Raw genomic sequence first — 26425 nt, 5'->3', positions numbered from 1 at the left:
GTGATGCTTCGCGCCGCAGTTTACTGCGGCGGGGTGGACTGGTCTGCGGTCCCTTCGGCAGCCTTCTTCGCTTTCTTCGGCTTCGGACCTTCTTCGCTCTCTTTCGCCTGCGCTTCGGCGAGTTCCTTCTCCGCCTTGGCGCGTTTCTCCGCCAGCTCGCCCAGCGTGGTTTGCTGGTTGTTGTAGGCGTCGCGGTACATCTGCTTGCGGAACTCGCTCGGCTCGTTTGCTTCCTTCTCCTGCAGGGTAGCGAGTTTGCTTTTGAGCGACTCTTCCTCGTGCGTCCACTTCTTCACGTCGTCCTTCGCCTTGTCCACATCGGAGCGATCGTCCTCGGCGTCGGCAACGGGTTTCTTGTCTTTATCTTTGTCTTCTTCCGCGGCCGCGTCGGTGGTCTGGGCCGGAGCGGTTGCGGTGCTGCTGATGTCGTCTTCGGTCAGCACCCGGGCGGCCTTCTTCTCCTTGGCTTGCTTGGAGAGCGCGCCGAGCGACGATTCATCCTGCTGCTGTTGCGCCACGGCCGGCAGGGCGAAGAGCGCCGCAACGGCCACGATGATGACGAGCGAAAAGCGTTTCATAAGTCTCCCTGGATTCCTACAGCTTAGTACATCACTTCCCGCGCCACCAAGACATTGGGCGGGTTGTTGATCTTGGTCTTGGAGAGCGAGCACGCGTCAAAGTTGATGATCGCGCTGCCGCCGAGGACGTTATCCACCAGCGATTCCTGGCCGGCCAGGATGGCGCCGAAGATGTTGGTCGCATCCGAGCCGCCGCCGGTGAACTTCACTACACCGCGCACCAGGATCAACCCGTAGAACTGCAAACCGCCGTGGATGTCGAGGTCGCCGTCGATGATCAAAACGCCCGCGCCGGACGCGCTCGAAGTCAACTGCGCATCACCCGGGATGTACGTGACCTGCGGTACCGCTCCGATTGGATTGTCGGGCGGCGTGGGTGGGAACGCAGGCGCGGTGCCGAATTTCTGGCTCGAATGCGTGCCGCAATTGCCATTCACCGGCGGCGGCCCCGCGGTTCCCGGCGTACACGTCCAGTTGTAAGGCGCGCTGGTGACCGGAACCGCATTCGACTGATACTGCTGGATCATCGTCGGGATGTCATACGGCCACGACTGGTTCTGCGCGACCGGTGGAGTCTGACCGGCAAGAATAGTCTCCGACTGACCCGGGTTGTCCACCGTGTTCGAAGAGAAGATGGCGTACTTGCTCGCGTCGCAGACATGGCCAGGGCGGTCACCCATGATCGGTGGGCTGGTGCAAAGCTTGGTGCCGGTTCCTGGAGACTTGCCCGAGTTGTTGCAGGTCATGATCTGCAAGTCGATGCAGGAACAGTTGTCGTAGCCGTTCACGGTCAATTGGCCGTTCAGGGTGACGTGATCTAGCGAATCCACTGCGGCGTTGGCGTAGATGGGCGGCATGATGGCCATCTCCATTTGCGTCATGCGGCGCGCCCCCGTCGGGCCCAGGGCCAGCGAGCTCACGCTGTAAACGGTGGTCATGCCCTGGATCTGACCGGGCAGCAGCGCCACGGTCTCGCAGCTCGCATTGCCCGCCGGCAGCAGCACCTCCGTCCTGCCATTGAAGCAGACGCCTTGCGTAGCTGCGCCCGCTGGATCCACCTGGTAGGGCGCGGATGAGCTGTTCTGCTTTTTCGTGATGCGTACCCACTTGAAGTAATTGTTGCCCGCGCCGCCCAGGTTGCTGGCCGCGACCGGGGTGAACCAGTCGGTTCCGTTGGGATAAGTGGCGCCCGGCGCCACCGCACACTTCAATCCCGGGGTGCCGACGTTACCGGCCCCCCCAGTGATGGCGTACTGCTCCTTGCAGAGCTCGTCATCGCGATAGACGTTGTTGGCGCTCTGGTCCCACGGCCGTATCACCTCAGCGCCGAGCGGGTTGAGGATGTAGTAAGCGGATGTGGCGGTGCCGTTAGTCGGCATGGCGGTTGGAGTCACCAAGGCCATTCCCAGGCCCATCGGGATGCCGCCGGAAGCGTCATTCAAGATGCGCAGACGCGCTTCCTGCAATCCGGCTTGCGAGGCGTAGAACGCCGACTGGGCGTCACGATAGTTGTTGTTGACCGTCATCTCGGTGTTGGCCATGTACATCATCCCCATGGCGATGGCAGAGAGCAGCAACAACGCGAACAGCGCGATGATCAGCGCGATGCCGCGCTCACCCTGGTGCCGTCCGCTCAGGCGTCCTGCGCTCTTCGCCGCCCGCGTCGCGATCAGCCTTCTCATAACCCTCTCCTTCTCGATCCTAACCCGTATTACTCAGCAGCCGGTGACGGCTGGTATGCCGGCGACCCCGCCGGAATACATCGAACAGTTCGCCAGCTTCGCGATCGCGCCGAGCGCGGCGGAAGGCTTCATCCCGGTCTGGCCGTCCGCGGTGCTGCCCAGCAGGTTCACCGCGATGCGCACGGTGCGGATGCTGCGGATCACGTTCTGGCCGGCGGCCCCGGAGATATCGGTATTGACTGCCAGCTGGGTGCCGGTCACGTCGTAGTAGGTGAATACCGGCTGGTTCTTCATGCCTTGGAACAACACGTCATCGTTCTGCGCGACGAAGGCGCCCTGCACGCCAGTGGGCAGCGCGCTCTGTCCGGTGATGAGCAGGCTGGCGCCGCCGCCGCCCAGGCCCGCGCTGTTGATCAGTCCATTCACCTGCGTGCTTGGGCTGGTGGGTTGCGCCCACGGATTGGTTCCCCCCAGCTTCACCACCTGGCTGCGCTGCAAGCTGCAGGGGCAGGTTCCCCCCGGGTTGGGAGTGCCGGGCGAGGCGCAGACGCCGGCGCTGTTACACACCGTGTACTCGATGCTGTCGACCAGGCCGTCGCCATCCACATCGCCTTCGATCACCAGGTCGGTAGGAGTGGCGCGCACGATGCCCACCGCCAGGCGCGCGTCGCTCGGGATCAGCACGGCGGAGTATGCCTTGTACGAGGGATAGCCGGCCTGGTGGATGTCACGCGAGAACTGTTCCACGAACTCGCGCCCTTCGGAGAAGATGTCTTGCTTGGTCTCTTCCGCGCGCGAGCGGCGCTGCAAGCTCACGATCTGCTGGAAGATCACGCCCATCACGATGGTGAGGATCACGAGCACGATCATCAGTTCGACCAGCGAAAAACCTCTTTGCCTGGGCATCGCTTTCCTCTCCTACTGGCTCACGACGGTGCGCAGCGTGACCGGCGTGGCAAAATTCTTGAAGTTGGCCGCGCCGCCGAACTGCGCCGCCGCAGGGCGGGCCGACACCACGATCTGTTTGCTCATCGCGCCATACGGTTGCGTGATGTTCCAGCGCACGTCATAGAGCATCCACTGGTTTGCGCCCGCGTTGGGCATGCACGCCGCGTAGTTCATCTGGAATCCCGCTGGCACCGCCGCTGGCAACTGCGACCAATCGATCAGTCCTCCGGCCGTCACGTTCGCGCCCCCGGCGGTCAAGCGGATGACCTGCGCGGTGTTGGCACAGTCTCTTACCGTGACGGTGGGAACATTGATGGTCCCACCGGCGCCACCTGCCACCACGCCGTTCGCCGGCACCATCTGCGCCTGCTCGATCACCAGCTGCGCCAGCATGGTCGAGGTGGTGTCGCCCTTGCTGCGCTGGTTGGCCGCGATGGCCAGCAACACCAGTGAGAGGATGCCCGAGACGCCGATGGCCAGCACCGTCATGGCGATCAGCAACTCGATCATCGACATGCCGCGCTGCTGGTTGCCCCGCGCCCGGCGGATCCATGGATGGGTAAGCTTCATCATCTCTTCCTCGCTGCTCTTCCTCGCTCGCTGCTGGTGATTCATTTACTCGTTCCAACGGCCAGTGCGCGGCTCGTAGTACCAGGCCTTCATGCGGCCGGCGGGCGTGACCGTGACCGCCGCCCAACCCTGCGGCCCGAAAGTGCGCGTCTGGCTGAAATAAAACTGGAAGGCAACGTTCGCGCCCGGCAGGCCGGGAACCATGCCACCGGTGCGCGTGACACAGTTTCCGCCGCCCACGATGCAAGGCAATCCGCGATTGTTGAACGCCGGTGGCACGTTCATTGTGGGATTGAAGTTCGGTCCCAGCGTAGTCGATGGCGCCCACACCGGCGCGCCTGCGTTGCCCAGCAGGATGCTGACGGGGATCTGCACCGCGGGCTCGGAGTTCACGCCGCCGCTGGTGAGGACGCCGTCCCCATTCAGGTCGACGAAAGCCGTGCGGTTGTCAGGCGTGATAGCGAGCTGGTAATAGTTGTTGTCTTTGATGGCGCGCTGGCGAGCAGTCTGCATCAGTCCGATGATGTCGCGCATGGTGCCGCGTATACGGATGTCGTCGATCGAGTTCATGATGTTCGGCATCGCCATCGCCGAGATCACAAGCATGATCGCTATCACGATCAGCAACTCGATCAGGGTGAATCCGCCCTGCCGTCTCCGGGGCCGCTGACTATCGATCGTCATTGCGCAAGCTCTCTTCTGCCGCATCTTGGCGGCCGAACGCTGACTTCAGGCGCCGGGTGAGCGGCTGATGCGCGCCGCACCGCGCGTCGTCAGACGCGAGAGCGAAGCAGCTGCACCGCGTAGCCCTAGGACTAAAAGCAGACCTGCCGGGGGAGAGATGGCAGCGATAGTACACCTAAATGCATCCTGAGTACCACCGGGAACCGCTAGGGTAAATGCCTAAGGTACATGGACTTGCGGGGAAGCGGTCGAGCCGGGCAGGATTCTACCGCTAGGAAAATGTAACGAAAGGTTACATTTCGGGAAGCGCGGTCGCCCTGCGGAACGGACGCTCAGGGGGTCGGCGCAACCACCACGTCGGCATGCGCGACCGCGATCCAACCACCTTTCACTTGCTGCCACACGCTCATCATGCGGAAGGGCGTGGAGGGCAACGGCTGTCCTTTATAGGTGCCGCGCATCACCATGGTGTAGGTCACCATGATGTCGTGGCCATTGGGCGTGCCCTGCAATTCGCCGAGCGAATAGTCCTGCAGGTCGAGCTGCTTCAGCAGCTCCATCGAACGCGAACGGTCGTGTGTGCCCTCAGCGTCGATGGCCACGAACGTCGAGCCCATGTGGCGCTCGACCTCCGCCCAGTTCTTCGCTTTGACCTCATCCCAGAACAGCTTCTCGTAGGCCTCGGGCCCGGTCGCCAGCTTCCACGTGGCGGGCTGCTTCTCTTCCCAGCAGGAGACCAGCGGCAGGGCGAGGCAAAGGACGAGCGCGAGCGAGGCGACGCGGCGTGAGGTCGTGGGCAAGGACATGGCGAGGGATTGTAATGCGAGAGTAACGCCATTTGTGAAAAAGCTAATGGGAGCCCAAGGTCGCCGGGAAAACAACACGCCGCCCCGCTGCGCGGGACGGCGTTTCCCTTAACCCGACCTTTGGAACGAAGTCCTAGTCTCCCGCCACCGCCTCCGAGACTTTCTCTTCTACCTTCTTCGGAGCCGGCGCGATGCCCAGGAGCGGCACGAACGCCTCCGCATCCTTCTCGCCGAGGACGTGCTTGCGATACAGCTTCATCATCTCCTGGTTTTTCGGATCCTGGTTTTTCGGATCAACGGCCTTCGCATCGGGCGCCGTGCCCGCGAGCTTCGCGTCGCGCGCGCGCGTCTTCTCTTCCCGCGCCGTCTTGGCGATGCCCAGGTCGTCGAGCGTGTGATTGCGTTCGGCGTGGACGTGCGCCTCGTTCAGGTTGAGCGAGTGCGCGGCGGAATCCATGCCCACCTTCTTGCCGCCGGCAAAGATCTCGTGCCGTCCATTCTCCTCGTACCACTTGGTGAGGGTCGCGGTCATGTGCATCTTCTCGATGATGTTCCGCCAGCCCACGCCCGTGTTGTACGCGCAGAAGCTGATCTCGCCTTCCTGCGTGGCGTACGGGATGATGCACTGCTCGGTGCGCCGGAAGTCGTAGTTCCACAGGTCCTGGAACCACATGCCGGCGATGAACAGGAAGTTCCAGCGGTCCTGGCGGCGCTTGGTGATGTCTTCGATGGTGCGCTCGCCCTTCACCGAACCGTACTTCACTTCGGCTTTCTTGGACGCGCCGAATGTCTTGTCGAACTTGCGCATCAGGTCGATCAAGCGGAAGTGCCGCGGCGACTTGTAGGGATCGTAGTTCCGCATCAGCGCCAGCGCCATCCCAACCACACTCAAGAACCGGCCGCGGCCGGCGTCGTTGACCTTGGCAATATCTTTTGCCAGCTGGTCGCCGTAGAGGAACTCGGTCACCGCCTTGGCTTCTTTCGTTTCCTTGTCGATCATCACCGCCATGCCCACACCGCAGTTGGGATGGCAGCCGCAGGAGAGCTGTCCCCAGTCGGCGGACGGGCCATGGATCAGGTCGGCCCAATCGCTGAAGGTGGACATGAACGAGATGGGGAACCAATCGCGCGCGGGCTCGCCCAGGCCAGTCTGCGTCTTCACGTCGTGCGCCAGGTGGCTCAGCGTGTAGCGCTGCGCCTGGCGACGCTCGTCGGTGATCTCCTCATCGCGTCCGGTGAACGACACCGGCTGGAACGAGAGGAAGCTGATCTTGCGCGGATTATCGAGGGCGAACTGGATGATGCGTCCCACCTGCTCGTTGTTGATGCCGTTCACGATGGTCGTGACCGGAACGATGTCCACGCCCGAGGAGTGCAGGTTCTCGATGGCGCGCAGCTTCACGTCGAACAGGTTGCCGACGGCGCGATGCGAATTCGCCGCGTTGCCGATGCCGTCGAACTGCAGATAGACGTAGCGCAAGCCGGCCTCAGCCGCCTGCTCGCAGAATTCTTTCGACTTCGCGAACTCGATGCCGTTAGTCGCCGCCTGCACCGAGTTGAAGCCCACCTTGCGCGCGTAGCGCACCGCGTCCAGGAAGTAAGGCGAGAGCGTGGGCTCACCGCCGGAGAACTGGACGCTCATCTGCCGCTTCGGCTTGATGGTGATGGCGTTGTCGAGCATGGTCTTGATCTCTTCCCAGCTCAACTCGTGGACGAACCCAACCTGGTTCGCGTCCATGAAGCACGGGTCGCACATCATGTTGCAGCGGTTGGTGAGGTCGATGGTCAAGACCGAGCCGCGTCCATGCTTTACGGTCGAGGTCCCGTGGTTGTGCAGCTTCTCATCGGCGTGCGCCGCGATGTCGCGTCCGGGGAAGACTTCCTCGAGATGGCGGAAGAAGTCGGTGTCCACCGCCATCACGTCTTCGAAGTGACCGTGCTTGGGGCAGTCCTTCACCATCAGGATCTCGCCGTTGCGCTCGATGATCTGCGCCTTGATCTCGCCCACTTTTTCGTTGAGCAGGATCTCGTGCGGCAGCTTGCCATCGAGGATCTGGTTGCGGATCTCAGGGACGCACTTCGGGCACAGCGAATCGGTCGTGCGCGGCCAGCCGAGCGGCGGCTTGGTCTTCTGCCACGACTTGAGCAGCGGCTTTTCCGACCACTTCGGCGTGAACGCCGGCGCCGGCGCAATGCGGTTCATCCGCTCGAACACCGCCCAAGCGCCCTTCGCGCTGAGCGTGATTGCTTTCTCCACATACTTGATCGGCTTGTGCATCGCTCTGTGCTCTCCTGATGGCGGCCATGCCGCCGAATGCAACAGTCTTACTAAGTCGTTGAATACACGTATGGCTATGGACAAAGCTAAGGCACCATCTACCCACCCCCAAGCCGGAAAGCATGAATGGGGGTTATGAGGGATTAAACGGTAGGAATCGGCAGTGAATGGTAGGCCATATGATGGGCTAAAGCATTGAAAATACGAGAGTAGAACCATCGTCCGTCCGCAATCTCCTTTTCTTGGAAGTGTCAATGCTGAGGAACCGAGGGGCCCGCGCATTCTCCAGCCGGGGTATCGGAGACGAAGCATCTCAGGTCTGTCCGAGAGAACCTGAGATACTTCGTCGCTACTCGGCCGCTGGAGAGAACGCGGCCTCGCTGACGCTTCTCAGCATGACCATTCATTTGGGTTCTCGGTCTCTCAGCATGACCATTCATTTGGGCTCTCGGTCTCTCAGCATGACCATTCATCTGGGCTCTCGGTCTCTCAGCACGACCCGCCGTTACTTGTTGTCCGCCGCTTCCGTTACGGGCGTCTCGCCGCGAACGAAGCGGACGAGGTCGACGCAGCGGGAGAACGTCTCGTCGGCGAGTTCGGGCGGAGCGTTGAGGTGGCTGAAGATGCGGTATCCCAGGCCTTCGGCGGCGAGAGGACGCGTTTCCTCTTCCACTTCCGGCGCGATCGGCATCTCGTTGCCGAGACGCCGCAGGTTCATGCTCGCGACCTGGAGTCCGTAGAGGATGAGCGCGGCGGACTTGGTCTCGATAGTCTGGCTCTGGAGCTGGCGGATGACGCGTCCGACCTCAAGCTGGATGCTGGCCGCGTCCTCGGGGACGCCGGTGGTGGGGAAAGCAGCGCCTTCGTAGTCGCCGTAGTGGAACATGCACCAGTTGCTGCCGGTGCGGGCAGGGGCCGCGCAATGCTGTCCGTTGATGCGGACGTGCTGGCAGCGCGGCGCCGCGGCGGCGGCCTTGATCAGGTTCTGGGTGGCGGTGGCTCGGGAAGCTGACATTGGGTTACCCCCTCCCCCCGGGGTTTCGGAGGGCTTTCTGTGTGGATTCAGCGTTTTACGGATTGGGTAACCCAATGGCGGATCGGGTTACCCAATGCGTCCGTTCGGGGCCGGTTATTGGCGCGATTTGGCATGGCGAACATAAGGTGAAAGCATCTTAGGACGATAGGAAACTGCTTGTCAATGACAAAGATTGTCGTATTGCTGGGAGATATTGTGAAGGATTCCGCAGGGGACGTTATGTCTTCTCGCGGTAGAAGACAACGCAAGGCCTGGTGGTCGCAAAGCCGAGCTTGTCCTGTCGCTTAGAGAATACTGAGTCGGGATCGTACCCGAAGCGACGGAATGCCTCAGCGCGAAGCAGCCAGGAGAAACAAGGGAACTCGTCGCACATCGCATTCGCGATGGGGTGAACGGCGACCAGCCCGGCGCTCTGCGTGAAATGGTCGCAGTGCTTTACGGCATGCATTGTGGCGTCCTTGCCGACGTAAGGAAATTTTCCGGAATACAGATGGTGGACAGTCCAGCCTTGGGTGCTGCCGTAGCGATCGGGCCGTGGCCCGCCGGCGTAGGCGAATGCCGCCTTCGCCGGGCCATTCGCACGGCTGTCCAGCCGCACGTGGTGCTCCTTGGCGAATGCGCGGATAGGGTCGGGGAACGCGTGATAACGCTGTTTTCCCGGGGGCTTGCGACGATCACATCCCTGCCAGAGCAGTACGGCCTGCTCGGGCCATGAGACAAACTCGTCGAGATGAGTGAAGACGTGGCGCAGTAGTTTTCGGGCGGCAACTGGTTTGACGTAGCGAAGCTCGCGGGCAAACCAGCGCTTCAGGTTCTTCGCTGGTACGGGATGGACCAGCGCGTTCCGTGATGCGACGTTGTAGGGCATAGCTGGGGAAGTATAGGACGGCGCTGCGCGTTGCTGAGCGCGGGCCTGCGGCAGCGTGGTAGCTCGCTACGCTCGCGGTGTTGGGAACTTGTCGCTTCGCGAGTCAGGGCTGAACGCCCTGACCTACGAGCCGTGCCCTGATACGAATCCCACACCAGCAAAACCGCCTTGTGTGGGGCACCCGGCGGGCCAAGCCAGCTAGCTTGCTGCCGCAGGCTCCGCAAGCGGGACCGAGAAATGGTGAGGCCCGTTTTTGTTCTGAATTCAGAACACCCGTTTGTAAATCCACGATTTCCACCGCAAGAGATGGCTAGTTGCCGCGTTTGTTATTGACTGCGCTCTGCACTGATGGTTTTATTGCACCAGCTCAGCGACCCTGCTGCGACCCGATGGGAGAGTTAAAGATGTCTTTCGAAGAGGCGCTCGCGATTGCTTCCAGAGACGACGGCTTCCGTGCGACGGTGTACGCGATGAACACGTTGCTCATCCACAAAGGCGTATACAGCCAGGAAGAGTTCCAGACGGCTTTCGTTGAATGGGTGAGCAAAGAGCTGAAGCGCAACCAATCTCCCAAAGACCATCCGGCCGCTAAGCTCTGCCCGGCTTAGTTGGAGCGGGATGCTGGCACTCAGGCTTCCTACCGCAGTGCATTCCCTTGTCGCACGCCCAGCATAGGCACTCGCACGGCGGTGCTGGCTTGGGCCCGTCCATCTTTTTTCGCTTCCAGATCAAAAGGCTACCTCCGCGCTTAAGAGCTGACTACCCGCCGGGGCCCTGGTCTCTGGAACAGTAACTGCTGATGTGATAACGCAATTTGTGCACCTAGTGAATAACTCTATGCAGAGTGCGGCTTAACACAAGTATTTCGCAAGGAAGATTGTGGGAAACGCTGTGGATTTCCGCGAAATCTGTGGAAGGCTGGGGATAAAGAAGGGCGAAAGTTGCACATATTGCAGGGCAATCAACAAGAAATGGTGCCGGGTGCCCCACACAAGCCGGTTTTGCCGGCTGCCGGGTGCCCCACACAAGCTGGTTTTGGGCCGGGTGCCCACGTCAATGAGGGTGCCCCCCACACAAGCCGGTTTTGCTGGTGTGGGTCCGGCTAAGTCTTTTTCATCGCGCTCCGCGTTAACTGCGCGCGGGCCCCGCGGGGCGGGGCAGCGCGGAAAGAATCTTCATTTTCTCTTTCCCAGGGCTTCCGCCCTGGGCTATTGCTCGGCCGTGGCGGCCTCGCTTTCCGCCCGCTGAAGCGGGCTGGATCCATCCGCTCCGGGCCGGGTGGCCCACGTCAATGAGGGTGCCACAAACAAGCCGGTTTTGCTGGTGTGGGTCCGGCTAAGTCTTTTTTTCATCGCGCTCCACTTCGTTGCGCGCGAGCCTGCGGCAGCGCGGAAGGATATGAAGCGCGTTTGTCTACGCGAGCCTGAAGGCCCGCTCTTCCACCGATAAGGTCCCTACTGCTTAGGCCGCTACTGCTTCCCGGTGAACTCGGCCAGCTTCCGCAACCTGACCGTCTGGTCATTGGCGGCGTCCTGCCGCAGCCATCCCAGGTGTCCGGCGCCATAGATCACCAGGATCCGCTCGTTCGGCGATTCCACCAGCTTCACGATATTGGAGTAGATGCGGATGTTCCTCTGATACCAGGCGGCCAGCAGGTCAGGCCCGGCATATTCCCAGGGTTCGCCGTAGGGGACGAAGTCGAAATACTCGGCCATGGCTTGCGCTGCCATCGCGTCGGAGTTCATGTACGCCAGCGTTTCGAGCACCGTATGCGAGCGCAGGAAATCACCCTCCGCCTTCACTCGCGTGCCCACGCGCGCTTGCATCTTGTCGAACTCGGCGGCGCGGCCGTTGGCCTTCGCGTAATTGATCGCCCGCAGCAGCGGGAAGTCGCCATCCACATCAACGGGATAAATCGCCTTGTGGCCCAGCTCCTTGGCCAGGCGATATCCGATCTGGTCGATCTCGTTGCGCGAAAGCGTGTACTTCCCCGCAAGGTAGTCGGAATATTCTCGTCGCGCTCGCTTGCCCCCGACATCGTCTTCGATCGCGATCTTGGTGGGACGAAACCGCTGCAACACTTCCATCAGTTGCGCGATCTCTTGCTGACGTTTCGGCGATTGCACGTCGTCCGCTTGCAGGTTGAAGACATCGTGTCCGGGATTCGACATGTGATACGTCCCGAGGATCATGATCTCGGGGCGCGTGGCCTCGGGACGAGCGTCCGATTGCGCCCAGGAAGCCGAAGACGCTGTCGCTATCGCCATCGTCCCAAGCAAGACGAAAATCTTCCTCATATAGCCTCCGCTCTATGTGCGTGCTTCTCCCTGGTAGACGCACCACCACAGGGCTGGTTATCCGGTTATCCGGTCTTCAGCGAAAGGAAGGTTCTTCCGGCTCGGAGGCAGCCGTTCAGCGACCGCTGACGAACTCCACCGTGCTGGCGAATGCGCGTATCAGCGACCGGCGGACTTCCTTCGCGCTGCGCTGGATAGCGCTGTCGGTATGCTGGCTCGCCTGGTCGAGGGCCATCCCGGTCTTCTGCGGAGGCTGGGACGCGATGGCCACGGCCGTCTGGAATCCTGACATCGGCCGCGCGCCCACCGCGATCGACGTTCCCTCTCCTGATGAAAGCGCGGTCGAGCGCGCGGCCGAAAGCGCGTCGAGGTCCGCCGCCAGGAAGTCGCTCTTCTGCATCTTTGCGGATAGCTGCCACGACGCCGCGTTCGCCCAGCTCGCGCCGTTCATCGCGCGTCCCGGTTCGCCGAGGTTGATCACGAGCGCCGACGAATAGGTCAGGGCCTCGGGAACGTCGACACACTTGTCCGCTCGGCATCCCTGGCGGCATCGTGCTTGTTCCAGGTAGGAGGCGTGCTTGCCCTTCGATACCCAGACTCTTGGGCCGGCCGTCTCCGCCTGCAAGGATGATGCGGTGTGGATCCGGCTCGCGTCGCACACCGTCGCTTCATGAGCGGACGAGTACCAGTACAGCGCTGTCCAATCGTTGGCCGCGGTGGAGTCGCCGCGCTCCCTCTCCAGCAGTACGGAGACACGCTCGGCATCGAGCGGATGGCCACGCTGTCCGCAGTCACGCGCCCAGAGGTGAAAGTAGTGGACCTCGATCATGCCGCCGCTTACCACACCCCCGCTTATCCCACCAACGCTTCCCGTTCCCTGCGCGAGAGATGCTTGGCCCGGGGATACTTGCCCATAGATCGTGCCCTCGGTATGCGGCAGCGGTGTGGGCGCAAGAGTATCGGGCGCAAAAGCGGTCGGGGCATTCGCGCAGTCGTCTTTGGAGAACAGGAAGGTGGGCTGGAAGCGCTGCAGGATCGCCTGCTCAAAGTCATCGCTCAAGCCATCGCCATCGGAATCTTTATTTCCAGCACCGGGGATTCCACCGGGGGCATTGGTTTGAGCCACGGCGGTTTGAGCCACGGCGGTTTGAGCCGCGGCGGTTTGAGCCGCGGCCGCCACGACCATCAACACTAGGAGTAGAAACGCGACACTTGCCAGGCGCCTGCAGTAGGCCATGGGCAAGTAGACCATGGGCAAGTAGACCATGGGCAGAGTCTATCTCGGAACGTGATCCCTGTGCGTCCGGCGCGCGTCGCGACAGAAAAAAGCCGGATGCCTCGGCGTGCACAGCACACACCCAAGACACCCGGCCTGATGAGCAAGTCGCGACTACAAAAGAGAAAACGTCTACGCCACGCCTTCCTTCGACTGCGGCGCCGAGCTGGCCCGCTTCGCGCCCGCGAGGAAGCTGAGCAACTCGGCGTTTACCTCCTCGGCGTGCGTCCAGTTAATGGCGTGCGGCCCGTCTTTGATGGTGTGCAGGCGCGCCCCCTTGACCAGTTTCGCCGTCCGCGCGCCGGAAGCCGCGAGCGGCACGATGCGATCCGCTTCGCCGTGGATCACCAGCGTGGGCACGTCGATCTTCGCGAGGTCAGCGCGGAAGTCCTCGCCCCATGTCGCCACGCACGCCAGGCTCGCGATCGCCGACGATCCCGCGGCCACGTTCCAGCTTGCGCGTACCGCATCTTCGCTGATGCGTTTGCCGTTCTGGTCGTTCATGAGCAGATCGGTGTTGAAAAAGTTCTTGAAGAACTCGCTGAAGAAGGCATAGCGGTCGGCCTTGATGGCCTTCTCGATGCCCGCGAAGACCGCCCCGTCCACGCCTTCAGGATTGTCCGCCGTCTTGAGCAGGAACGGCGGCACGCCGCCCATGATCACCGCGCGGCTCACTGCTTTCGTCCCATATTTACCGATGTAGCGCGCCACCTCGCCACCGCCCATGGAGAACCCAACCAGCGTGGCGTCGTGCAGCTCGAGGTGATGGATGAGGTGGTGCAGGTCGGCGGCGAAAGTATCGTAGTTGTAGCCCGTGGTCGGCTGGCTCGATTTGCCAAAGCCGCGCCGGTCATAGGTGATCACGCGGTGGCCGGCGGCGAGCAGTTCGGGGATCTGCTTCTCCCACGACGTGCCGCTGAGCGGATATCCGTGGATGAGCACCACCGGCTTGCCGGAGCCGTGGTCCTCGTAATGAAGATCGATGTTGCTCGAGTTTTCTTTTCCAACCGTGACGTGCGGCATGGAGCTCTCCTTCTTTTGGTGCGCTGTGAGCTGGGTTGAGGGGATGTGGGATGCGGTGGCGACGAGGTGGTTAGAATCTTACGCCTAGTTTGAGATAAAAGTTCAGATTGAGCGGCTATCCCCGGAGGGGCAGAAAGCTTTTGCGCGCGCCTTAGGGTTCCTTTCGGTGAGCCGAGCGGCGGCAGGATGCCGCCACTACAGCCGGCGGGACGCCGGCGCTACTTTTTCATATCCTGCACACGCCACTACCGGCAGCCGCGGATACTTCGGGAAGGCCGCATCCGTTGCCGACAGGCTGCACATATAGAAGATAGAACCACGGTCAGACGCGATGCGACGCATGTGCCGGCAGTCGGCGCACAGTCCGGCGCTCTCGCGGTCCTGGTCGCGCTCTGAGGTTTCCGTCTTCAACCCGGACATTCTACGAGGACGACCGCAGGCCCGGCTATTTGGCTTCGGGGACGATGCTAGGCTGCGAACCGGTGCGCCAATTGAGGGCCTCGACCTCGCGCCGGCTGACCTTACGTCTGACGAACAGGCGCTTGACGTCGGGCCAGAACTCGCGCAGCACGTTCGCGCCCGCCGCGCCGCCCAATCCATTCACCGCGCGGTTGGCGGTGCGGCGCATGCCGCGCGATTCGGGAGGATAGTACGCGTTGGCGATCGAGGCTGAGACCACCGTGCCCAGCACCTGCGAGTAATTGAACGCGGGATCGCCGTCGTCATCGACCGTGTTCACCACCTGCGACGCCGCGCCGAACAGCCGTGATAGGAATGGTTCCCGGCCATTGCGCTTGAAGCGCGGATCCTGGCGCGCCATCACCGGGATAAGGAACTTGGTGAAGAAAGCGCTGGTCTCGGAATCCGCCAACGCCGCGCCGTAACGCTTGCCGTATCCCGCCCATCCCCGATTGAAGCCAGGGCTTGAGTTCGTGGCCTGCGCGAGTCCGGCGGAAACGCCGGCGGCAGCAAAGGTGAAGGGCGAGTTGGTGTGCTCCACGAAGACATGGAACTTGTCCTGGGCGGTGAGGCGATGCGGCTCGCCCGGGACCGCATCGAGCTGCGAGCGGAAGCGCTGCCGTCCTGCCTCTTGCTGCGTGGTGGATAGAGCCGCGGGAAGCGGCCCGCTCTGTGCGTCACGGGAAGAAGAATCGCGCGAAGAAGAGAATGCGGATGGCGCCTCCGGCAGCGCATCAGCGCGAGCAGAGCCCTGCGCCGCCGTTAAGGTGGCGGTGAGCAGCAATACCGGAATGGCACCCCAGGAAAACATAACCCATAGTCCCTATGTATTAGAAGATAAACCCCCAGCGAAAGGTTGGCTGTGCAAAAGGAATCAGCCTGGGAACGCACCGCGGCGGTGGGGCCGGTTTGCACAGCAGGTTCCGAGTGGTTGCCAGCCGCGAGCGGGCGGAGCATAATCCGACTCGCCTGGCTCTTCGTCTAAAAGAAGGTGGATCATGACCGACAAACGCTTCGAGAGCGCGGGCCGCAAAGTGGATGCCGCGTTCGATACCGCCGCCGAACGCATCCAGAAGGAGCTCGCCGAGGCGGTGGAGTACGTGAACGACGAGGTCGTCCCCAAGGTGCGCAAGGGCTCGACCGAGGCGCTTCGCGTCGCCGCGAAGAAACTGGCCAAGCTCGCCGACTACATGGAAAAGCAGAAGCGCGGGTGAGGAACGTCTTTCGTTTACGGCCCCCGCGGCTCCCGGCCCTGCTCTTCGCGCTCGCGCTTGTCCTCATCTTGCTGACGGGTTGTGGCGGAAAGAAACGCAACTCCTCCGCGCGACACATTCCCACGCCGCCTCCGACCATCGCCACGGGTTCACGCCCCGCGCCGAAACCTTCGCCGCGCAGTGACGACGATCAGCCCCACGGCAAGATCCTCTACAGCGAGACCGGAATCGCCAGCTGGTACGGGCCGCCGTATCACAACCGCAAAGCGGCGAACGGCGAGATCTACGACATGCAGCAGCCCACCGCGGCCCATCGCACGCTTCCCTTCGGCTCACTGGTGCGGGTGACCAACGTCGCGACCGGCGCTTCGACCATCGTGCGCATCAACGATCGCGGACCGTTCATCACCGGCCGCGTGATCGACCTCTCCCTCGCCGCCGCGAAAGCTATCGACGTGTGGCGTCCGGGCGTCGCGCTGGTGCGGCTCGACGTGCTCGAGGCGCCGGCGGATATCCGCAGCGGTGGGCGCTGGTGCGTGCAGATCGGCGCCTTCGACGATGCCGACACAGCGACCGAGCTCAAGCAGAAGCTGATGCGCCGTTACGCTTCGGCGAAGGTCATACAGTTCAGCGGACCGACGGGTGAGTGGGTGCGCGTCCGCGTGCCGCAGGATGACAAACACCAGGCGGAAGAGGTGGCAGACGCTACGCATACCTCCGCGCCGGTGTGGCTCGTGCGCATGGACTGAACCTCAGGTCAAACCAAAACAGGAGGAGGGGAGGATAGGAGGAGGTTCTTTCCGTTTTCTTCTTTCCGTTTTCTTCTTTCCGTTTTCTTTCTCCTCTTCTCCTCTTTATCCTCCCTTCCTCCCTTCCTCCTGTTTGGGTTTGATCTCCAGGTTTAGAATCGGCGCTATGGCTGATTGCCTGTTCTGCAAGATCGTCGCCGGCCAGATCCCCGCCAAGAAGGTCTACGAAGACGAGCGCGTCTTTGCCTTCGAAGACATCAATCCGCAAGCGCCCACGCACCTGCTCATCGTCCCCAAGCAACACATGGTCGGATTGAAGGAAGCGAAGCCGGAAGATGCCGAGATCCTCGGCTACTGCCAGCTCACCGCGGCGAAGCTCGCGCGCGAACGCGGCATCGAGCAGGGATATCGCACCGTGTACAACGTGGGTCCGGGCGCGGGACAGAGCGTCTTCCATCTCCACCTGCATCTACTGGGTGGAAGAGCGCTGCGGTGGCCGCCGGGCTAGTACTCAGTACCCGGTACCCAGTACCCAGAAGGTCGGCAGACAAAGAACCAAGAAGGAATCGGGAGATCGGTGGATCGAGTGATCTCGTGATCGGAAGGTTAAAGGCCGCAGGGGGCGGTCGTTGGTTCTTTGTCTTTCGTCTTTAACCAAAAAAGCAAAAGGCCCAGCAGCGACGCCGGCCTTCTGGGTACTGGGCACCGAGTACTGGGTACTACTACTGAGTGCCCGAGCCCAGGCCGAACTGCGATTGAGGTTCATCGAGATCGTCGGGCGCGCCGTGCCGGCGGAGTATCTGCGGCAGGTGCTGCGAGAAGGCGGAGCGTGGCATCACGCTATCGCATCCTGCTTCCTGCGCCTTGAGCTTCAAGTCGCCCTGCACGTGCGAGACGAATCCCACGATGGAGGTACCGCGCTTGAACTTCGCGCGCAGCTTCGGGATCGACTGTAGCGGCTTGGCATTGACATTGTTCAGGTCGAAGACGATGAGCGAGGGCGCTTCCCCGGCGCGCTGCTCCACTTTCTCGAGCAGCTCCTCCACCGTCTTCACGAACTCGAGTTTCACGTTGAGCTTGCGCGCGGTGTCTTGCATCTTGGTCACGAAGAACAGATCTTCGATGAAGGCGTAGATGCGGGTGGTGGCGTCTTCGCGCAGCGGGAGCGGGTCGATCGCGGGCGCGTTGAAGAACTGTTGGGGACGGTTGGACTGGTTGCTGTAGCGGCCCTGCGGGCGGGAGTTCGAGTTACCGTTGCCCTCGCCCTGATTCTGGCGATAGCTGTGGTCCATGGGTCCGACGAATGCCGGCTGGCCGCCGCCGCCGCGCCGGCTGCGATTGCGGCGGTTGCGTCCACCGCCTCCGCCACCCGGCTGGCCGCCGCCACGGGGTTGGGCGCCCTGACCACCTTGGTGCTGGCCACCGCCGCCCCCGGGCTGGCCACCACCCATCGGTTGGCCGCCGTCCATAGGCTGGCCGCCATTCGCGCCGCGGTTATGCTGCTTGCCGCCATGCCGCCGGCGGCGCCTGCGCCCGCCGCCTCCGCCATGCGGAGGCTGGTTCTGTCCTTGATTCATGTGGTTGTACTATTCCCTGCTTTTTGGCTGGGCGCAGCCGGCTTGGCGCCGGGCGCCCCGCAAAAGTTCTGGCTGAAAGTCCTGAGTCTCTTTGCTGCTGCTCCCGCCAAGTACACGCCGGGCTGGACGTGGGTGGTACTGGCCGGCTGGAAGCTGAACTGCCTGGTTCGTCCGTTGGCGCCTGAACTGAGAGCGCACGGTACGCAAGCTCGCACCAGAGTGTGCGGCCATTTCAGGAGGACAACGAAATCTTAAACGGGACGGGCCAGCGGCGCAAGTCCTAATTGTTTGGGATGTGGCGCGGCCACCCCCGGATGTCCAATGTCCCATCCGGGCAGGCTGGGAAGCACAAGCATGAAGAGGCACAAGAATAGGGGCGCTCGAGCCTGCGGCGGCTGCCCAGCCGGGGGGAGGGCAGCAGAAGACGGGAGAGCATTAAGGTGGGATAGCCGCAGAAAAAGACTCGCCGTCCCGCCAAGGTTCATGCTCTGATGAGGGGGATGCGATCCGACTTCCTGGTCGAACTCGGCCCCGAGGACGACGCGCTCGAGCTGCCGTGGGCGTCTGCGGACGGCACGCAGCGCTATTACGACTTGAAGCGCCGTCCGGAGCTGCTGCTCGAGGTGCGTGAGGCGCACGATAACCGCGAACTGGGCGAGTTCCTGGTCACGGTGAATTCGAGTGTCTCGCTGCTGGAGACGGCGAAGTGCGATACCTGGATAGCGAACGAACTCGCCGAAGCAGAGCAGATCTACGGCGCGGCATGGAAGTTCGGCTCCTACATCGACCTGATCTTCACCCGGCGCGAGGCGCGCTTCCAGTTCGAGGAGCATGAGGCGTTCGCCGAACGCCTGGCCAAGCTGCTGCAGCGCGCGCCGGAGATATCGGCGGCAGCGGAGTTCATCGTGCGCCGCTGCTACTACCACCGTGAGAGTGATGCCGAGGCCAACGCCGGCGGCGGCGAGCGAGACTCCGACGCCGGGTACTACTTCACTTTCTATCTCTCCGGCTACGGCGACGACGAAGATGAAGCTCGGCGGCGCTGGAACGTGGGGCTGAAGCTGGTGGAGAACGCGCTCGTCCAACTCTCCGCGCAACACAAGAAAGAACACCAACGGTCGTCGTAGGAAAGTAGTGGCGGCGCCCGGCAGGACTGTGGCGCACGCCGGCAAGCAGTGGCGCGCCCGGCAGGACTCGAACCTGCAACCACGGGATTAGAAATCCCGTGCTCTATCCATTGAGCTACGGGCGCGTTTGACTATTGTAAGGTGCGTCTTCTTTTATTTTCTTATTCTCTGAGGAAGCAGTGCTGGTCTTTCTCGGCGACGCCGGCGGGCATCACTTGTCCCTGGACGAGCTGCTTCTGGTTCACTTTCAGGACGTCCGCAGCCCTCCACAGTGGGAACTCGAACTCGCGCTCCTGGTCGAGCCGCCGGACGCGCAGGCGCATCTTCGCCGGCGTGGCGCTGGAGAAGCGTTTCTCCAGCTCTTCGGCGGAGAGGCCTTTGACATCCTTGCCATTGACGGCGAGGACCACGTCGCCCCAGTGGACGCCGGCGTGCGTGGCGGGGCCATCCTCCATCCCGGCGACGATGACCTCCGCCGGCAGCTGCAGCAGCAGGACTTCAAGACCCGGATAGTAGAGCGCCGGGTCGGCGGGGTAGTGCGAGGCAAGGAAGACGCGACCCGCGATGCGCGCAGGGTCGAACTCCACCAATCGCTTGATCTCCGGTTCGGTCATGTCGGCGGGGACCACGTAACCACCTTGGACAAGCTTGCGTCCTTCCCGGGTAAGCACGTCGGCGAAGGGCTCGCGGCCGACATCGTAAGAGTGCTTGCCGTCGGCGCGTGCCACCTCGATGCGCACCGGCTTGAGCTTGTCGGATTGAACCTTGCTCATGTCGGCCAACGTCGCGATGGGTACGCCGTCGATAGCGGCGATAACGTCGCCGGCCTTGAGCCCTGCTTTCTCCGCCGGGCTCTTCGGGGTGACGTGGCCGATGAAGACCGGACACTCCGGCTTGGGATTCACGAAGTCCACGCCGATCACGAACTCCGGCGGCTGCTGCGCGCTCGCGAGCGGCGCACACAGCACGGCCATCGCACCAGCGATGATCAAGGCAGTGGCCGCGAAGGCTGCCTGCACGGACCTCGTACTCATCCTCATCCTCATCCAAGTCATGCTGCCATTATCGCCGCAGGGCGGTGCCGAGCGCTACGCCGCGAAAATCTGATACAAAAGACAGTCGCCTATGCTCAGCCCTGCCCATCGTCATTCCGGCGTCGCCGGTCGCATCGCCGGCCGGAGCGCGCGTTGCTGAGAGCGCTCTTCATCGGGCTTTCCGAAAGCAAGGCGCTGCGGCGCATGGCGGAGAAATCTGCCCTCGGACGCCGGATGTCCGCCCGGTTCGTCGCCGGCATGCAGGTGGACGACGTGCTGCGCGCCGCGCGCGCGGTCAACCAGCTGGGCATGTCCGTCTCGGTGGACAACCTGGGCGAGAACGTCACCAACGCCGAGGAAGCCAAGCATTCAGCCGCGCTCTACCACGAGCTGCTCGACCGCATCACCGAGCAGAAGCTCGACGCCAACGTGAGCATGAAGCTCACCCACATGGGACTCGACGTCGACGAGCAGCTCGCTTACGGCATCGCGACCGAACTGGTCGCGCACGCCGCGCGCGTAAAGAATTTCGTCCGCGTGGACATGGAAGGCTCGCCCTACACGCAGCGCACGCTCGACTTCGTCCACCGGCTGCATGCCGAGACCGCAGGCCACGATCCGAAAACCAGCGCGGTCGGCGCGGTCATCCAGGCCTATCTGCATCGCAGCGAGAAAGATGTGGAAGGCCTGCTGGCCGAGCGCACACGCATTCGGCTATGCAAGGGCGCGTACCGAGAGCCGGCCGGGATCGCGTTCCAGAAAAAGTCCGAGGTGGACGCGAACTACGTGAAGCTGATGAAGCTGCTGCTCAAGAGCGGCGTCTACCACGGCATCGCCACGCACGACGAGAAGATGATCGCCGCGACCAAAGAGTTCGCGCACGCGGAGAAGATCGCGCCCGAGGCGTTCGAATTCCAGATGCTCTACGGCATCCGCCGCGACCTGCAACAGCAACTGGTGCGCGAAGGCTGGCGGATGCGGGTGTATATACCGTTCGGCAGCGAGTGGTATCCGTACTTCATGCGGCGATTGGCGGAGCGTCCCGCGAACGTCTTCTTCGTCGCGAAGAATATCTTCCGAGACTAGGCAGGCTACGCCGCAGTCGCACGCAGCCGGGCGACCTTCTTGCGGCGTTTTCTGGAGGCGATGCACAGGTCGTACTGCGCCTGCATGCCAGCCCACAGCTCGGGTGTGGTGCCAAGCGCATCCGCCAGTCGCAACGCCATCTCGGCAGATATCCCCGTGCTGCCGTTCAAGATGCGCGACAAAGCCGCGCGTGTGACCCGCAAATGCCGTGCCGCGCGCGTGACGGTCACTTCGCCGAGATACTCGCGCAGCACCTCGCCGGGATGGGGTGGATCGAACATTCGCATAAACACCTCAGTGGTAATCCTGATAGTCCACCAGCACGGCATCTTCCCCTTCGAAGGCGAAGGTCAGCCGCCAGTTCCCGCTCACGTCGACCGGCCAGTGGCCATGCAGATTTCCCCGCAGCGGACGCAGTCGCCATCCGGATGCGTTCATATCCTGCGGACGCTTCGCATTGTCGAGCGCAAACAGCTGCTTCCGCAGCTTCTCGGCGTGTTGCGGCCGGATGCCGCGCCTCGAACCGGTACGAAAGAACTGCTCCACACCCTGATGGCGGAAGCTCCGGATCATCCGTATAGTGTATAGCATCACTATACGGAACTCGTCAACGACAAAGACGAGATTGAGCCAAGGGTGTTTACACTGCTAGCGATGCAAACCGAGTCTTCTCCTCGCGTCGTCATCGTCGGAGGCGGCTTTGGCGGGCTCTACGCCGCGCAGGCGCTGCGCAACGCGCCCGTCGCCGTCACGCTCATCGACCGCAAGAACCATCACAGCTTCCAACCTCTGCTCTACCAGGTCGCGACCGCGGGGCTCTCGCCCGGGGACATCGCCAAGCCCATCCGCGAGATCCTGCGCCACCAGAAGAATGCCGAGGTCCTGATGGCAGCGGTCACCGGCTTCGACCTTGCGCGCAAACAAGTCACGCTCACCGGCGGCGAGCATCCCTATGACTACCTCATCATTGCCGCGGGTGCGCGGCACTCTTACTTCGGGCACGACGATTGGGAGAAGTTCGCGCCCGGGCTCAAGACGCTGGAAGACGCGCTGGAGATGCGTCGCCGCATCCTCACCGCATTCGAGAAGGCGGAGCTCGAGGCGGATGTCGCCGGCGCGCAGGGGCCGCTGAACTTTGTGATCATCGGCGCCGGCCCGACCGGGGTGGAACTGGCGGGCGCGCTCGCCGAGGTAGCGGGCAAATCGCTGGCCCGCGACTTCCGCCGCATCGATCCCTCGAAGGCGCGCATCCTGCTGCTCGAAGGCGGGCCGCACGTGCTGCCCAGTTATCCCGAGGACCTATCGCGCAGCGCGGAAGAACAGTTGCGCGCGCTCGGCGTCGAGGTGCGGACGGGCGCGCAGGTCACCCGCGTAGAAGCCGACGCCGTATTCATCGGGAAGGACGAAGAACGCCTGCCGGCGGCGGTGGTGCTCTGGGCCGCGGGCGTACAAGCTTCGCCGTTGGGAAAACTGCTGGGCGTGCCCACCGACCACTGCGGACGCGTGGTGGTCGGTCCTGACCTCTCGCTCCCCGGACATCCCGACGTCTTCGTGATCGGTGACCTGGCGTCGATCAAGCGAGCGGACGGACATCCCGTGCCGGGCGTGGCGCCGGCCGCCATCCAGATGGGAAGGTGGACGGCGAAGAACATCATCCGCGATCTCGAGCACAAGCCGCGACGCGACTTTGAGTACGTGGACAAGGGGAGCCTGGCTACCATCGGACGCGCCGCCGCCGTCGCCGAATTCGGCAAAGTGCACATCTCCGGCATCGTCGCATGGGTGGCGTGGCTGGTCATCCATCTCTTCTCCCTCATCGGCTTCCGCAATCGCGCGATGGTGATGACGGAGTGGGCATGGAGCTACGTGACCTTCCAGAAAGCCGCGCGCCTTATCACCGACCCGAAGTAGGTCACACGTCGCAAGTCAAACCACAACAGGGGGAGGGGAGGACAGGAGGAAGTTCGTATTTTCTGTTTTGTGTTCTGTTTTGTTCTTTTAGCCTCGGTTTTTCCTCGCCTCCTCCCTTCCTCCTGTCTGGGTTTCCTGGGTCTCGCGGATGGACGATAATGATGGCGTGCGCAGCCACGCCGCCATCGCCGAATACTTCGCCGCGCTCGTGGGCCAGCAGGTCGAGGACGACAAGATCGACCTGCTGTGCGCCGCGCTGGCCATCGCGCGCCTCGAATACCCCGCGCTCGAGGTCAAGCCCTACATCGCCAAGGTGGACGCGCTCGCCGCGCGCGCAGCCGCGAAGATCGCCGAAGATCGCGCGGACGGCGTCGAGGCTGACGAAGACGTGACCATCGGTGCGCTCAATGAAGTCCTGTTCGAGGAAGAAGGTTTTCGCGGCAACATCGACGACTACTACGATCCGCGCAACTCGTTCGTGAACGATGTGCTCGATCGCAAGCTAGGCATCCCCATCACCCTCGCGCTGCTTTATATGGAGGTCGCGCGCCGCGTCGGCTTTCCCCTCTTCGGCATCGGCATGCCCGGCCACTTCCTGCTCAAGCATTACAACGCTGAGGGCCGCCAGTTGGTGCTCGATCCCTTTCACCAGGGACAACTGCTCACGCCGGAAGATTGCCAGGAGCGGCTTGACCAGATCTATGGCGGCGGCATGCGGCTCGCTCCCGAGATGCTCGTCGCCATCACGCGGCGCCAGATCCTGGTGCGCATGCTCTCCAACCTGAAGACCATCTATCTTTCGCGACGCGACCTGCGGCGCGCGCTGCCGGTGGTGGACCTGGTGCTGGCCATCTATCCACGCTCGGCGGAGGACGTGAAGCAGCGCGCGGTGCTGCGCTTCAATCTGGGACAGACGCGCGGCGCGCTCGCTGATTTCGATGACTACCTGAAGATGGCGCCCGAGGCTTCGGATGCCGATGAGATACGGCAGACGGCGCTGGCTATCCGGCGGCAGAACGCGCAGATGAACTGACTTTTACTCTCCGGCGTTTACTCTCCGGCGTTTACTCTCCGCGCGGCGGTTTGTTCTGCTGTTGCTGCTGCTGCTGCTCTTCCCGTTGGCGATACTCTCCGCGGCCTTCGTCGCGACGGTCGTGTTCACCAAACGACGGCGGCTGGAACGCCGACATCCCGCGCAGGATCTCGATCTCTGGCGCGGAAAAGTTCTGGCTGAAGCGCGGCGAGGCGAGCGCGCGCGCGCGCTCGTCTGGCGGCATCTCGCGCAGGCTCTTGAGCGCGCGATGCATCATGCGGCGGCGTTCTTCCGGCATTTGGCGGAACTGCTGGCTGTACTGCCGTAGCTTTTCTTTTTGCTCGGGCGCAAGGTGCTCGAACACTTCCATGCGCTCCATGATCTGCTGGCGACGCTCCGGCGGCAGACTATTGAACTGCTGCAACCGGTCGCGCAGCCGCTGCTGGCGCTCGGGCGGCAGTTGCTGGAACTGCGGATCGCTGGCCAGCGCCTGATTCTGTTGTTGCGGAGACATGCGTCCGTAGCGGCGCAGCCAGTCGCCGGCGTGCCCGCCCTGGTGTTGACGGCTGTGCCGGCCGCCTTCCACGTCGCCTTGCTCGCGCATGCGTTGGCGACGCTGTTGGCGGTTTTGGTCGGACTGCTGCTGCTGCTCGCCTCCACCTGCCGGCGGCGCCTGCGCGCCGGCGAAGGTCCCGAGCGCAAGCATCATCGCGCACAGCAGCGCGCATCCCATGGCCGCGCGCACCGTGGTCGCGCACACCGTGATGGACTTGAGGAAGCGCATGCTTACCGTTGCACCGCACTCTGCTGGCTGGCGGCCAGGTCGTCGAGCAGGTCGAAGTCTGCAAGCACGTCGGCATTCTTGTCCAGCGCTTGCAGGTCAGCCACCGCCGAACCTTCGGGCGGCGCAGCTTGCGCGCTGGAGATAGCCTGGGGCGTGGGCGCAGGCCCCATCCCGCCATCCGGGTTGCCGGTGAAATCATAGAACCCGATGCCGGCGGCGACGATGAGCGTCAAAGCCGCCGCAGCGAGCGGACGCAGCACGGCGGGGGTCTTGAACCAGCCCGGCTTCAGCAAGCCCATGAAACCGCGCGGCGCTTCATTCTGCGCTTCCTCGCGCATTCGGGCACGCAGCCGCGCATCGAAATACGGCGAGGGCTCGGGCGCGTGCCAGCCATCGAGCAACGCCATGGTCGAGCGCAACTCGGCAAGCTTCGCCGCGCACGCGCCGCAAGCGGCAAGGTGCTGGGCTTGCTCCGCGGCCGGCTCCGCCCTCGCGCCCTCGCTACCGGAGCGGGCCGCCAGGTCGAGCATCTGTTCCTGTATCTGTTCGCACTTCATAGTCTGTATCCCTTACGTTCTATAACCCTGAGACTCAGAGGAACTCTTTCAACTTCTCGCGCAGCGTCTCGTAGGCGCGAAAGAGAAGTGACTTCGTCGCCGACTCGCTCAGCTTGAGCACGCGGGCGATCTCGCGGTAATCCAATTCCTGATACTTGTGCATCACCACGGCCAGGCGCTGCCGTTCGGGCAGCTCTTCCACGTGCCGCCGGATAGCCGCCCAGCGTTCGCGGCGCAGGATATCCTGCTCCACGGTGGGCCGGGCGTCGGCGAGATCGAGCGTCTGGCCGGTCTCCTGGTCGGGCTCGTCGAGGCTGACGCCGGCTTTCTCGTTGCGGGAATCGCGCGCGTGATTCACCGCGAGATTCGTCGCGATGCGATACAGCCAGGTCGAGAACTTCGCTTCCGCCGCGTACGTTTGCCGCGAGCGATAGACGCGCAGGAAAGTCTCTTGTGCCAGCTCTTCCGCCACCCCCTGGTTTCGCGCCATGCGATACATGAAGCTGATGATCGGCCGCCGGAACTTCCCTACCAGGTGATCGAAGGCGGCATCGTCTCCCGCCTGTACCCGCAGCATGACGGCGGCGTCATCGAGCTCGGCATACGCCATGGGCGCGAGCGGACGTGTGCCCGCCCGGCTGCCGGCGCTGACCACACCCGCGCGGATCGCGATGCTGCTAGCATCCATGCCGCTCACATCGGTAGAAACCCCTTGCGCCCGCGAAAGTTGCGGGTCAGCAGCAGCCTCCGGCGCAACCGCCGGAGAGCGGTTTTCGCGGCCATTCTCGCGGCTGTCAGGACGGTGGGAAGGCATGGTAGAAGGCCCGATTTTACACCCCCGGCGCAGG

Annotated in this window: 28 protein-coding genes and 1 tRNA gene; 8 read left to right on the top strand and 21 right to left on the bottom strand. The window is 63.0% G+C overall.

Annotated elements, in window-relative coordinates; all coding sequences use genetic code 11:
* Nucleotides 1-20 precede the first annotated feature (20 nt).
* The 9 genes from M3P27_08015 to M3P27_07975 form a co-directional block, all read right to left on the bottom strand.
* Complete coding sequence (locus tag M3P27_08015) at nt 21-578, bottom strand: hypothetical protein (protein MDP9268255.1); 558 nt, start codon at nt 576-578, stop codon at nt 21-23.
* Nucleotides 579-601: 23 nt separating this feature from the next.
* Nucleotides 602-2260, bottom strand: a complete 1659-nt coding sequence (locus tag M3P27_08010) for a hypothetical protein (GenBank protein MDP9268254.1) — start codon at nt 2258-2260, stop codon at nt 602-604.
* Between the two features lie 33 nt (nt 2261-2293).
* Nucleotides 2294-3166 (bottom strand): prepilin-type N-terminal cleavage/methylation domain-containing protein, encoded by an 873-nt coding sequence (locus tag M3P27_08005; GenBank protein ID MDP9268253.1) that lies wholly within the window; start codon nt 3164-3166, stop codon nt 2294-2296.
* A 12-nt stretch (nt 3167-3178) separates the two neighbouring features.
* The gene (locus tag M3P27_08000) at nt 3179-3781 is read right to left on the bottom strand and encodes a prepilin-type N-terminal cleavage/methylation domain-containing protein (protein ID MDP9268252.1); all 603 of its coding nucleotides are present in this window, start codon (nt 3779-3781) and stop codon (nt 3179-3181) included.
* Between the two features lie 42 nt (nt 3782-3823).
* Nucleotides 3824-4462, bottom strand: a complete 639-nt coding sequence (locus tag M3P27_07995) for a prepilin-type N-terminal cleavage/methylation domain-containing protein (protein MDP9268251.1) — start codon at nt 4460-4462, stop codon at nt 3824-3826.
* Between the two features lie 332 nt (nt 4463-4794).
* Entirely contained in the window at nt 4795-5268 is a 474-nt protein-coding gene (locus tag M3P27_07990) for a nuclear transport factor 2 family protein (protein MDP9268250.1), read from the bottom strand.
* A gap of 133 nt (nt 5269-5401) precedes the next feature.
* Complete coding sequence (locus M3P27_07985; GenBank protein ID MDP9268249.1) at nt 5402-7546, bottom strand: radical SAM protein; 2145 nt, start codon at nt 7544-7546, stop codon at nt 5402-5404.
* A 505-nt stretch (nt 7547-8051) separates the two neighbouring features.
* On the bottom strand, nt 8052-8561 hold the full coding sequence (locus tag M3P27_07980; protein MDP9268248.1) for a hypothetical protein: 510 nt from the start codon (nt 8559-8561) through the stop codon (nt 8052-8054).
* A 238-nt stretch (nt 8562-8799) separates the two neighbouring features.
* Nucleotides 8800-9450 carry a hypothetical protein gene (locus M3P27_07975; GenBank protein ID MDP9268247.1) on the bottom strand — a complete coding sequence of 217 codons (651 nt, stop codon included), beginning with the start codon at nt 9448-9450 and terminating at the stop codon, nt 8800-8802.
* Nucleotides 9451-9854: 404 nt separating this feature from the next.
* Between M3P27_07975 and M3P27_07970 the strand changes: the two genes are divergently transcribed.
* Complete coding sequence (locus tag M3P27_07970) at nt 9855-10058, top strand: hypothetical protein (GenBank protein MDP9268246.1); 204 nt, start codon at nt 9855-9857, stop codon at nt 10056-10058.
* A gap of 861 nt (nt 10059-10919) precedes the next feature.
* Here the strand turns inward: M3P27_07970 and M3P27_07965 are convergent.
* The 4 genes from M3P27_07965 to M3P27_07950 all read right to left on the bottom strand — a co-directional run bounded on the left by M3P27_07965 (nt 10920) and on the right by M3P27_07950 (nt 15316).
* Entirely contained in the window at nt 10920-11747 is an 828-nt protein-coding gene (locus tag M3P27_07965; protein MDP9268245.1) for a DUF5694 domain-containing protein, read from the bottom strand.
* A gap of 115 nt (nt 11748-11862) precedes the next feature.
* The gene (locus M3P27_07960; protein ID MDP9268244.1) at nt 11863-12807 is read right to left on the bottom strand and encodes a hypothetical protein; all 945 of its coding nucleotides are present in this window, start codon (nt 12805-12807) and stop codon (nt 11863-11865) included.
* 348 nt (nt 12808-13155) lie between these two features.
* Entirely contained in the window at nt 13156-14046 is an 891-nt protein-coding gene (locus tag M3P27_07955; protein ID MDP9268243.1) for an alpha/beta hydrolase, read from the bottom strand.
* Nucleotides 14047-14491: 445 nt separating this feature from the next.
* Nucleotides 14492-15316, bottom strand: coding sequence for a hypothetical protein (locus tag M3P27_07950; protein MDP9268242.1), 825 nt, complete (start codon nt 15314-15316; stop codon nt 14492-14494).
* A 187-nt stretch (nt 15317-15503) separates the two neighbouring features.
* Here M3P27_07950 and M3P27_07945 point away from each other — a divergent pair, with 187 nt between their 5' ends.
* From M3P27_07945 to M3P27_07935, 3 genes are all read left to right on the top strand, one after another.
* Nucleotides 15504-15719, top strand: a complete 216-nt coding sequence (locus tag M3P27_07945) for a hypothetical protein (GenBank protein ID MDP9268241.1) — start codon at nt 15504-15506, stop codon at nt 15717-15719.
* Nucleotides 15716-16468, top strand: a complete 753-nt coding sequence (locus M3P27_07940) for a septal ring lytic transglycosylase RlpA family protein (GenBank protein ID MDP9268240.1) — start codon at nt 15716-15718, stop codon at nt 16466-16468. The genes M3P27_07945 and M3P27_07940 overlap by 4 nt, the downstream gene beginning before the upstream one ends.
* 166 nt (nt 16469-16634) lie before the next feature.
* Nucleotides 16635-16976 carry a histidine triad nucleotide-binding protein gene (locus M3P27_07935; GenBank protein MDP9268239.1) on the top strand — a complete coding sequence of 114 codons (342 nt, stop codon included), beginning with the start codon at nt 16635-16637 and terminating at the stop codon, nt 16974-16976.
* A gap of 214 nt (nt 16977-17190) precedes the next feature.
* Here M3P27_07935 and M3P27_07930 read toward each other — a convergent pair whose 3' ends face one another.
* Nucleotides 17191-18045: a response regulator gene (locus tag M3P27_07930; protein MDP9268238.1), complete on the bottom strand. Its 855-nt coding sequence runs from the start codon at nt 18043-18045 to the stop codon at nt 17191-17193.
* 500 nt (nt 18046-18545) lie between these two features.
* On the opposite strand from M3P27_07930, the gene M3P27_07925 reads away from it, so the two are divergent.
* Nucleotides 18546-19172, top strand: a complete 627-nt coding sequence (locus tag M3P27_07925) for a hypothetical protein (GenBank protein MDP9268237.1) — start codon at nt 18546-18548, stop codon at nt 19170-19172.
* Nucleotides 19173-19221: 49 nt separating this feature from the next.
* On the opposite strand, the gene M3P27_07920 is transcribed toward M3P27_07925, so the two are convergent.
* Nucleotides 19222-19297: transfer RNA gene (locus M3P27_07920), tRNA-Arg, on the bottom strand.
* Between the two features lie 36 nt (nt 19298-19333).
* Nucleotides 19334-20206, bottom strand: a complete 873-nt coding sequence (locus tag M3P27_07915; GenBank protein ID MDP9268236.1) for a PDZ domain-containing protein — start codon at nt 20204-20206, stop codon at nt 19334-19336.
* Nucleotides 20207-20359: 153 nt separating this feature from the next.
* On the opposite strand from M3P27_07915, the gene M3P27_07910 reads away from it, so the two are divergent.
* Entirely contained in the window at nt 20360-21292 is a 933-nt protein-coding gene (locus M3P27_07910) for a proline dehydrogenase family protein (GenBank protein MDP9268235.1), read from the top strand.
* A 5-nt stretch (nt 21293-21297) separates the two neighbouring features.
* Here M3P27_07910 and M3P27_07905 read toward each other — a convergent pair whose 3' ends face one another.
* Together M3P27_07905 and M3P27_07900 are read right to left on the bottom strand one after the other, a co-directional pair.
* A complete protein-coding gene (locus tag M3P27_07905; protein ID MDP9268234.1) occupies nt 21298-21579 on the bottom strand; it encodes a HigA family addiction module antitoxin in 282 nt (93 codons plus the stop codon).
* 7 nt (nt 21580-21586) lie between these two features.
* Nucleotides 21587-21865 (bottom strand): type II toxin-antitoxin system RelE/ParE family toxin, encoded by a 279-nt coding sequence (locus tag M3P27_07900; GenBank protein ID MDP9268233.1) that lies wholly within the window; start codon nt 21863-21865, stop codon nt 21587-21589.
* A gap of 81 nt (nt 21866-21946) precedes the next feature.
* On the opposite strand from M3P27_07900, the gene M3P27_07895 reads away from it, so the two are divergent.
* Both M3P27_07895 and M3P27_07890 read left to right on the top strand, forming a co-directional pair.
* Nucleotides 21947-23203, top strand: a complete 1257-nt coding sequence (locus tag M3P27_07895; GenBank protein ID MDP9268232.1) for an NAD(P)/FAD-dependent oxidoreductase — start codon at nt 21947-21949, stop codon at nt 23201-23203.
* A gap of 148 nt (nt 23204-23351) precedes the next feature.
* Nucleotides 23352-24236 carry a transglutaminase-like domain-containing protein gene (locus tag M3P27_07890; GenBank protein ID MDP9268231.1) on the top strand — a complete coding sequence of 295 codons (885 nt, stop codon included), beginning with the start codon at nt 23352-23354 and terminating at the stop codon, nt 24234-24236.
* A 31-nt stretch (nt 24237-24267) separates the two neighbouring features.
* Here M3P27_07890 and M3P27_07885 read toward each other — a convergent pair whose 3' ends face one another.
* The 3 genes from M3P27_07885 to M3P27_07875 are packed head-to-tail and all read right to left on the bottom strand — an operon-like array spanning nt 24268 to nt 26265.
* Nucleotides 24268-25020 carry a DUF3106 domain-containing protein gene (locus tag M3P27_07885; GenBank protein ID MDP9268230.1) on the bottom strand — a complete coding sequence of 251 codons (753 nt, stop codon included), beginning with the start codon at nt 25018-25020 and terminating at the stop codon, nt 24268-24270.
* Between the two features lie 2 nt (nt 25021-25022).
* Nucleotides 25023-25577: a hypothetical protein gene (locus M3P27_07880; GenBank protein MDP9268229.1), complete on the bottom strand. Its 555-nt coding sequence runs from the start codon at nt 25575-25577 to the stop codon at nt 25023-25025.
* A 34-nt stretch (nt 25578-25611) separates the two neighbouring features.
* Nucleotides 25612-26265, bottom strand: a complete 654-nt coding sequence (locus tag M3P27_07875; protein MDP9268228.1) for a sigma-70 family RNA polymerase sigma factor — start codon at nt 26263-26265, stop codon at nt 25612-25614.
* Nucleotides 26266-26425: the final 160 nt, after the last annotated feature.

The organism is Acidobacteriota bacterium (assembly GCA_030774055.1).
Lineage (GTDB): Bacteria > Acidobacteriota > Terriglobia > Terriglobales > Acidobacteriaceae > JACPNR01.
Note: the sequence above shows the minus strand (reverse complement) of the source record. Positions and strands in the feature narration are given on the sequence as shown.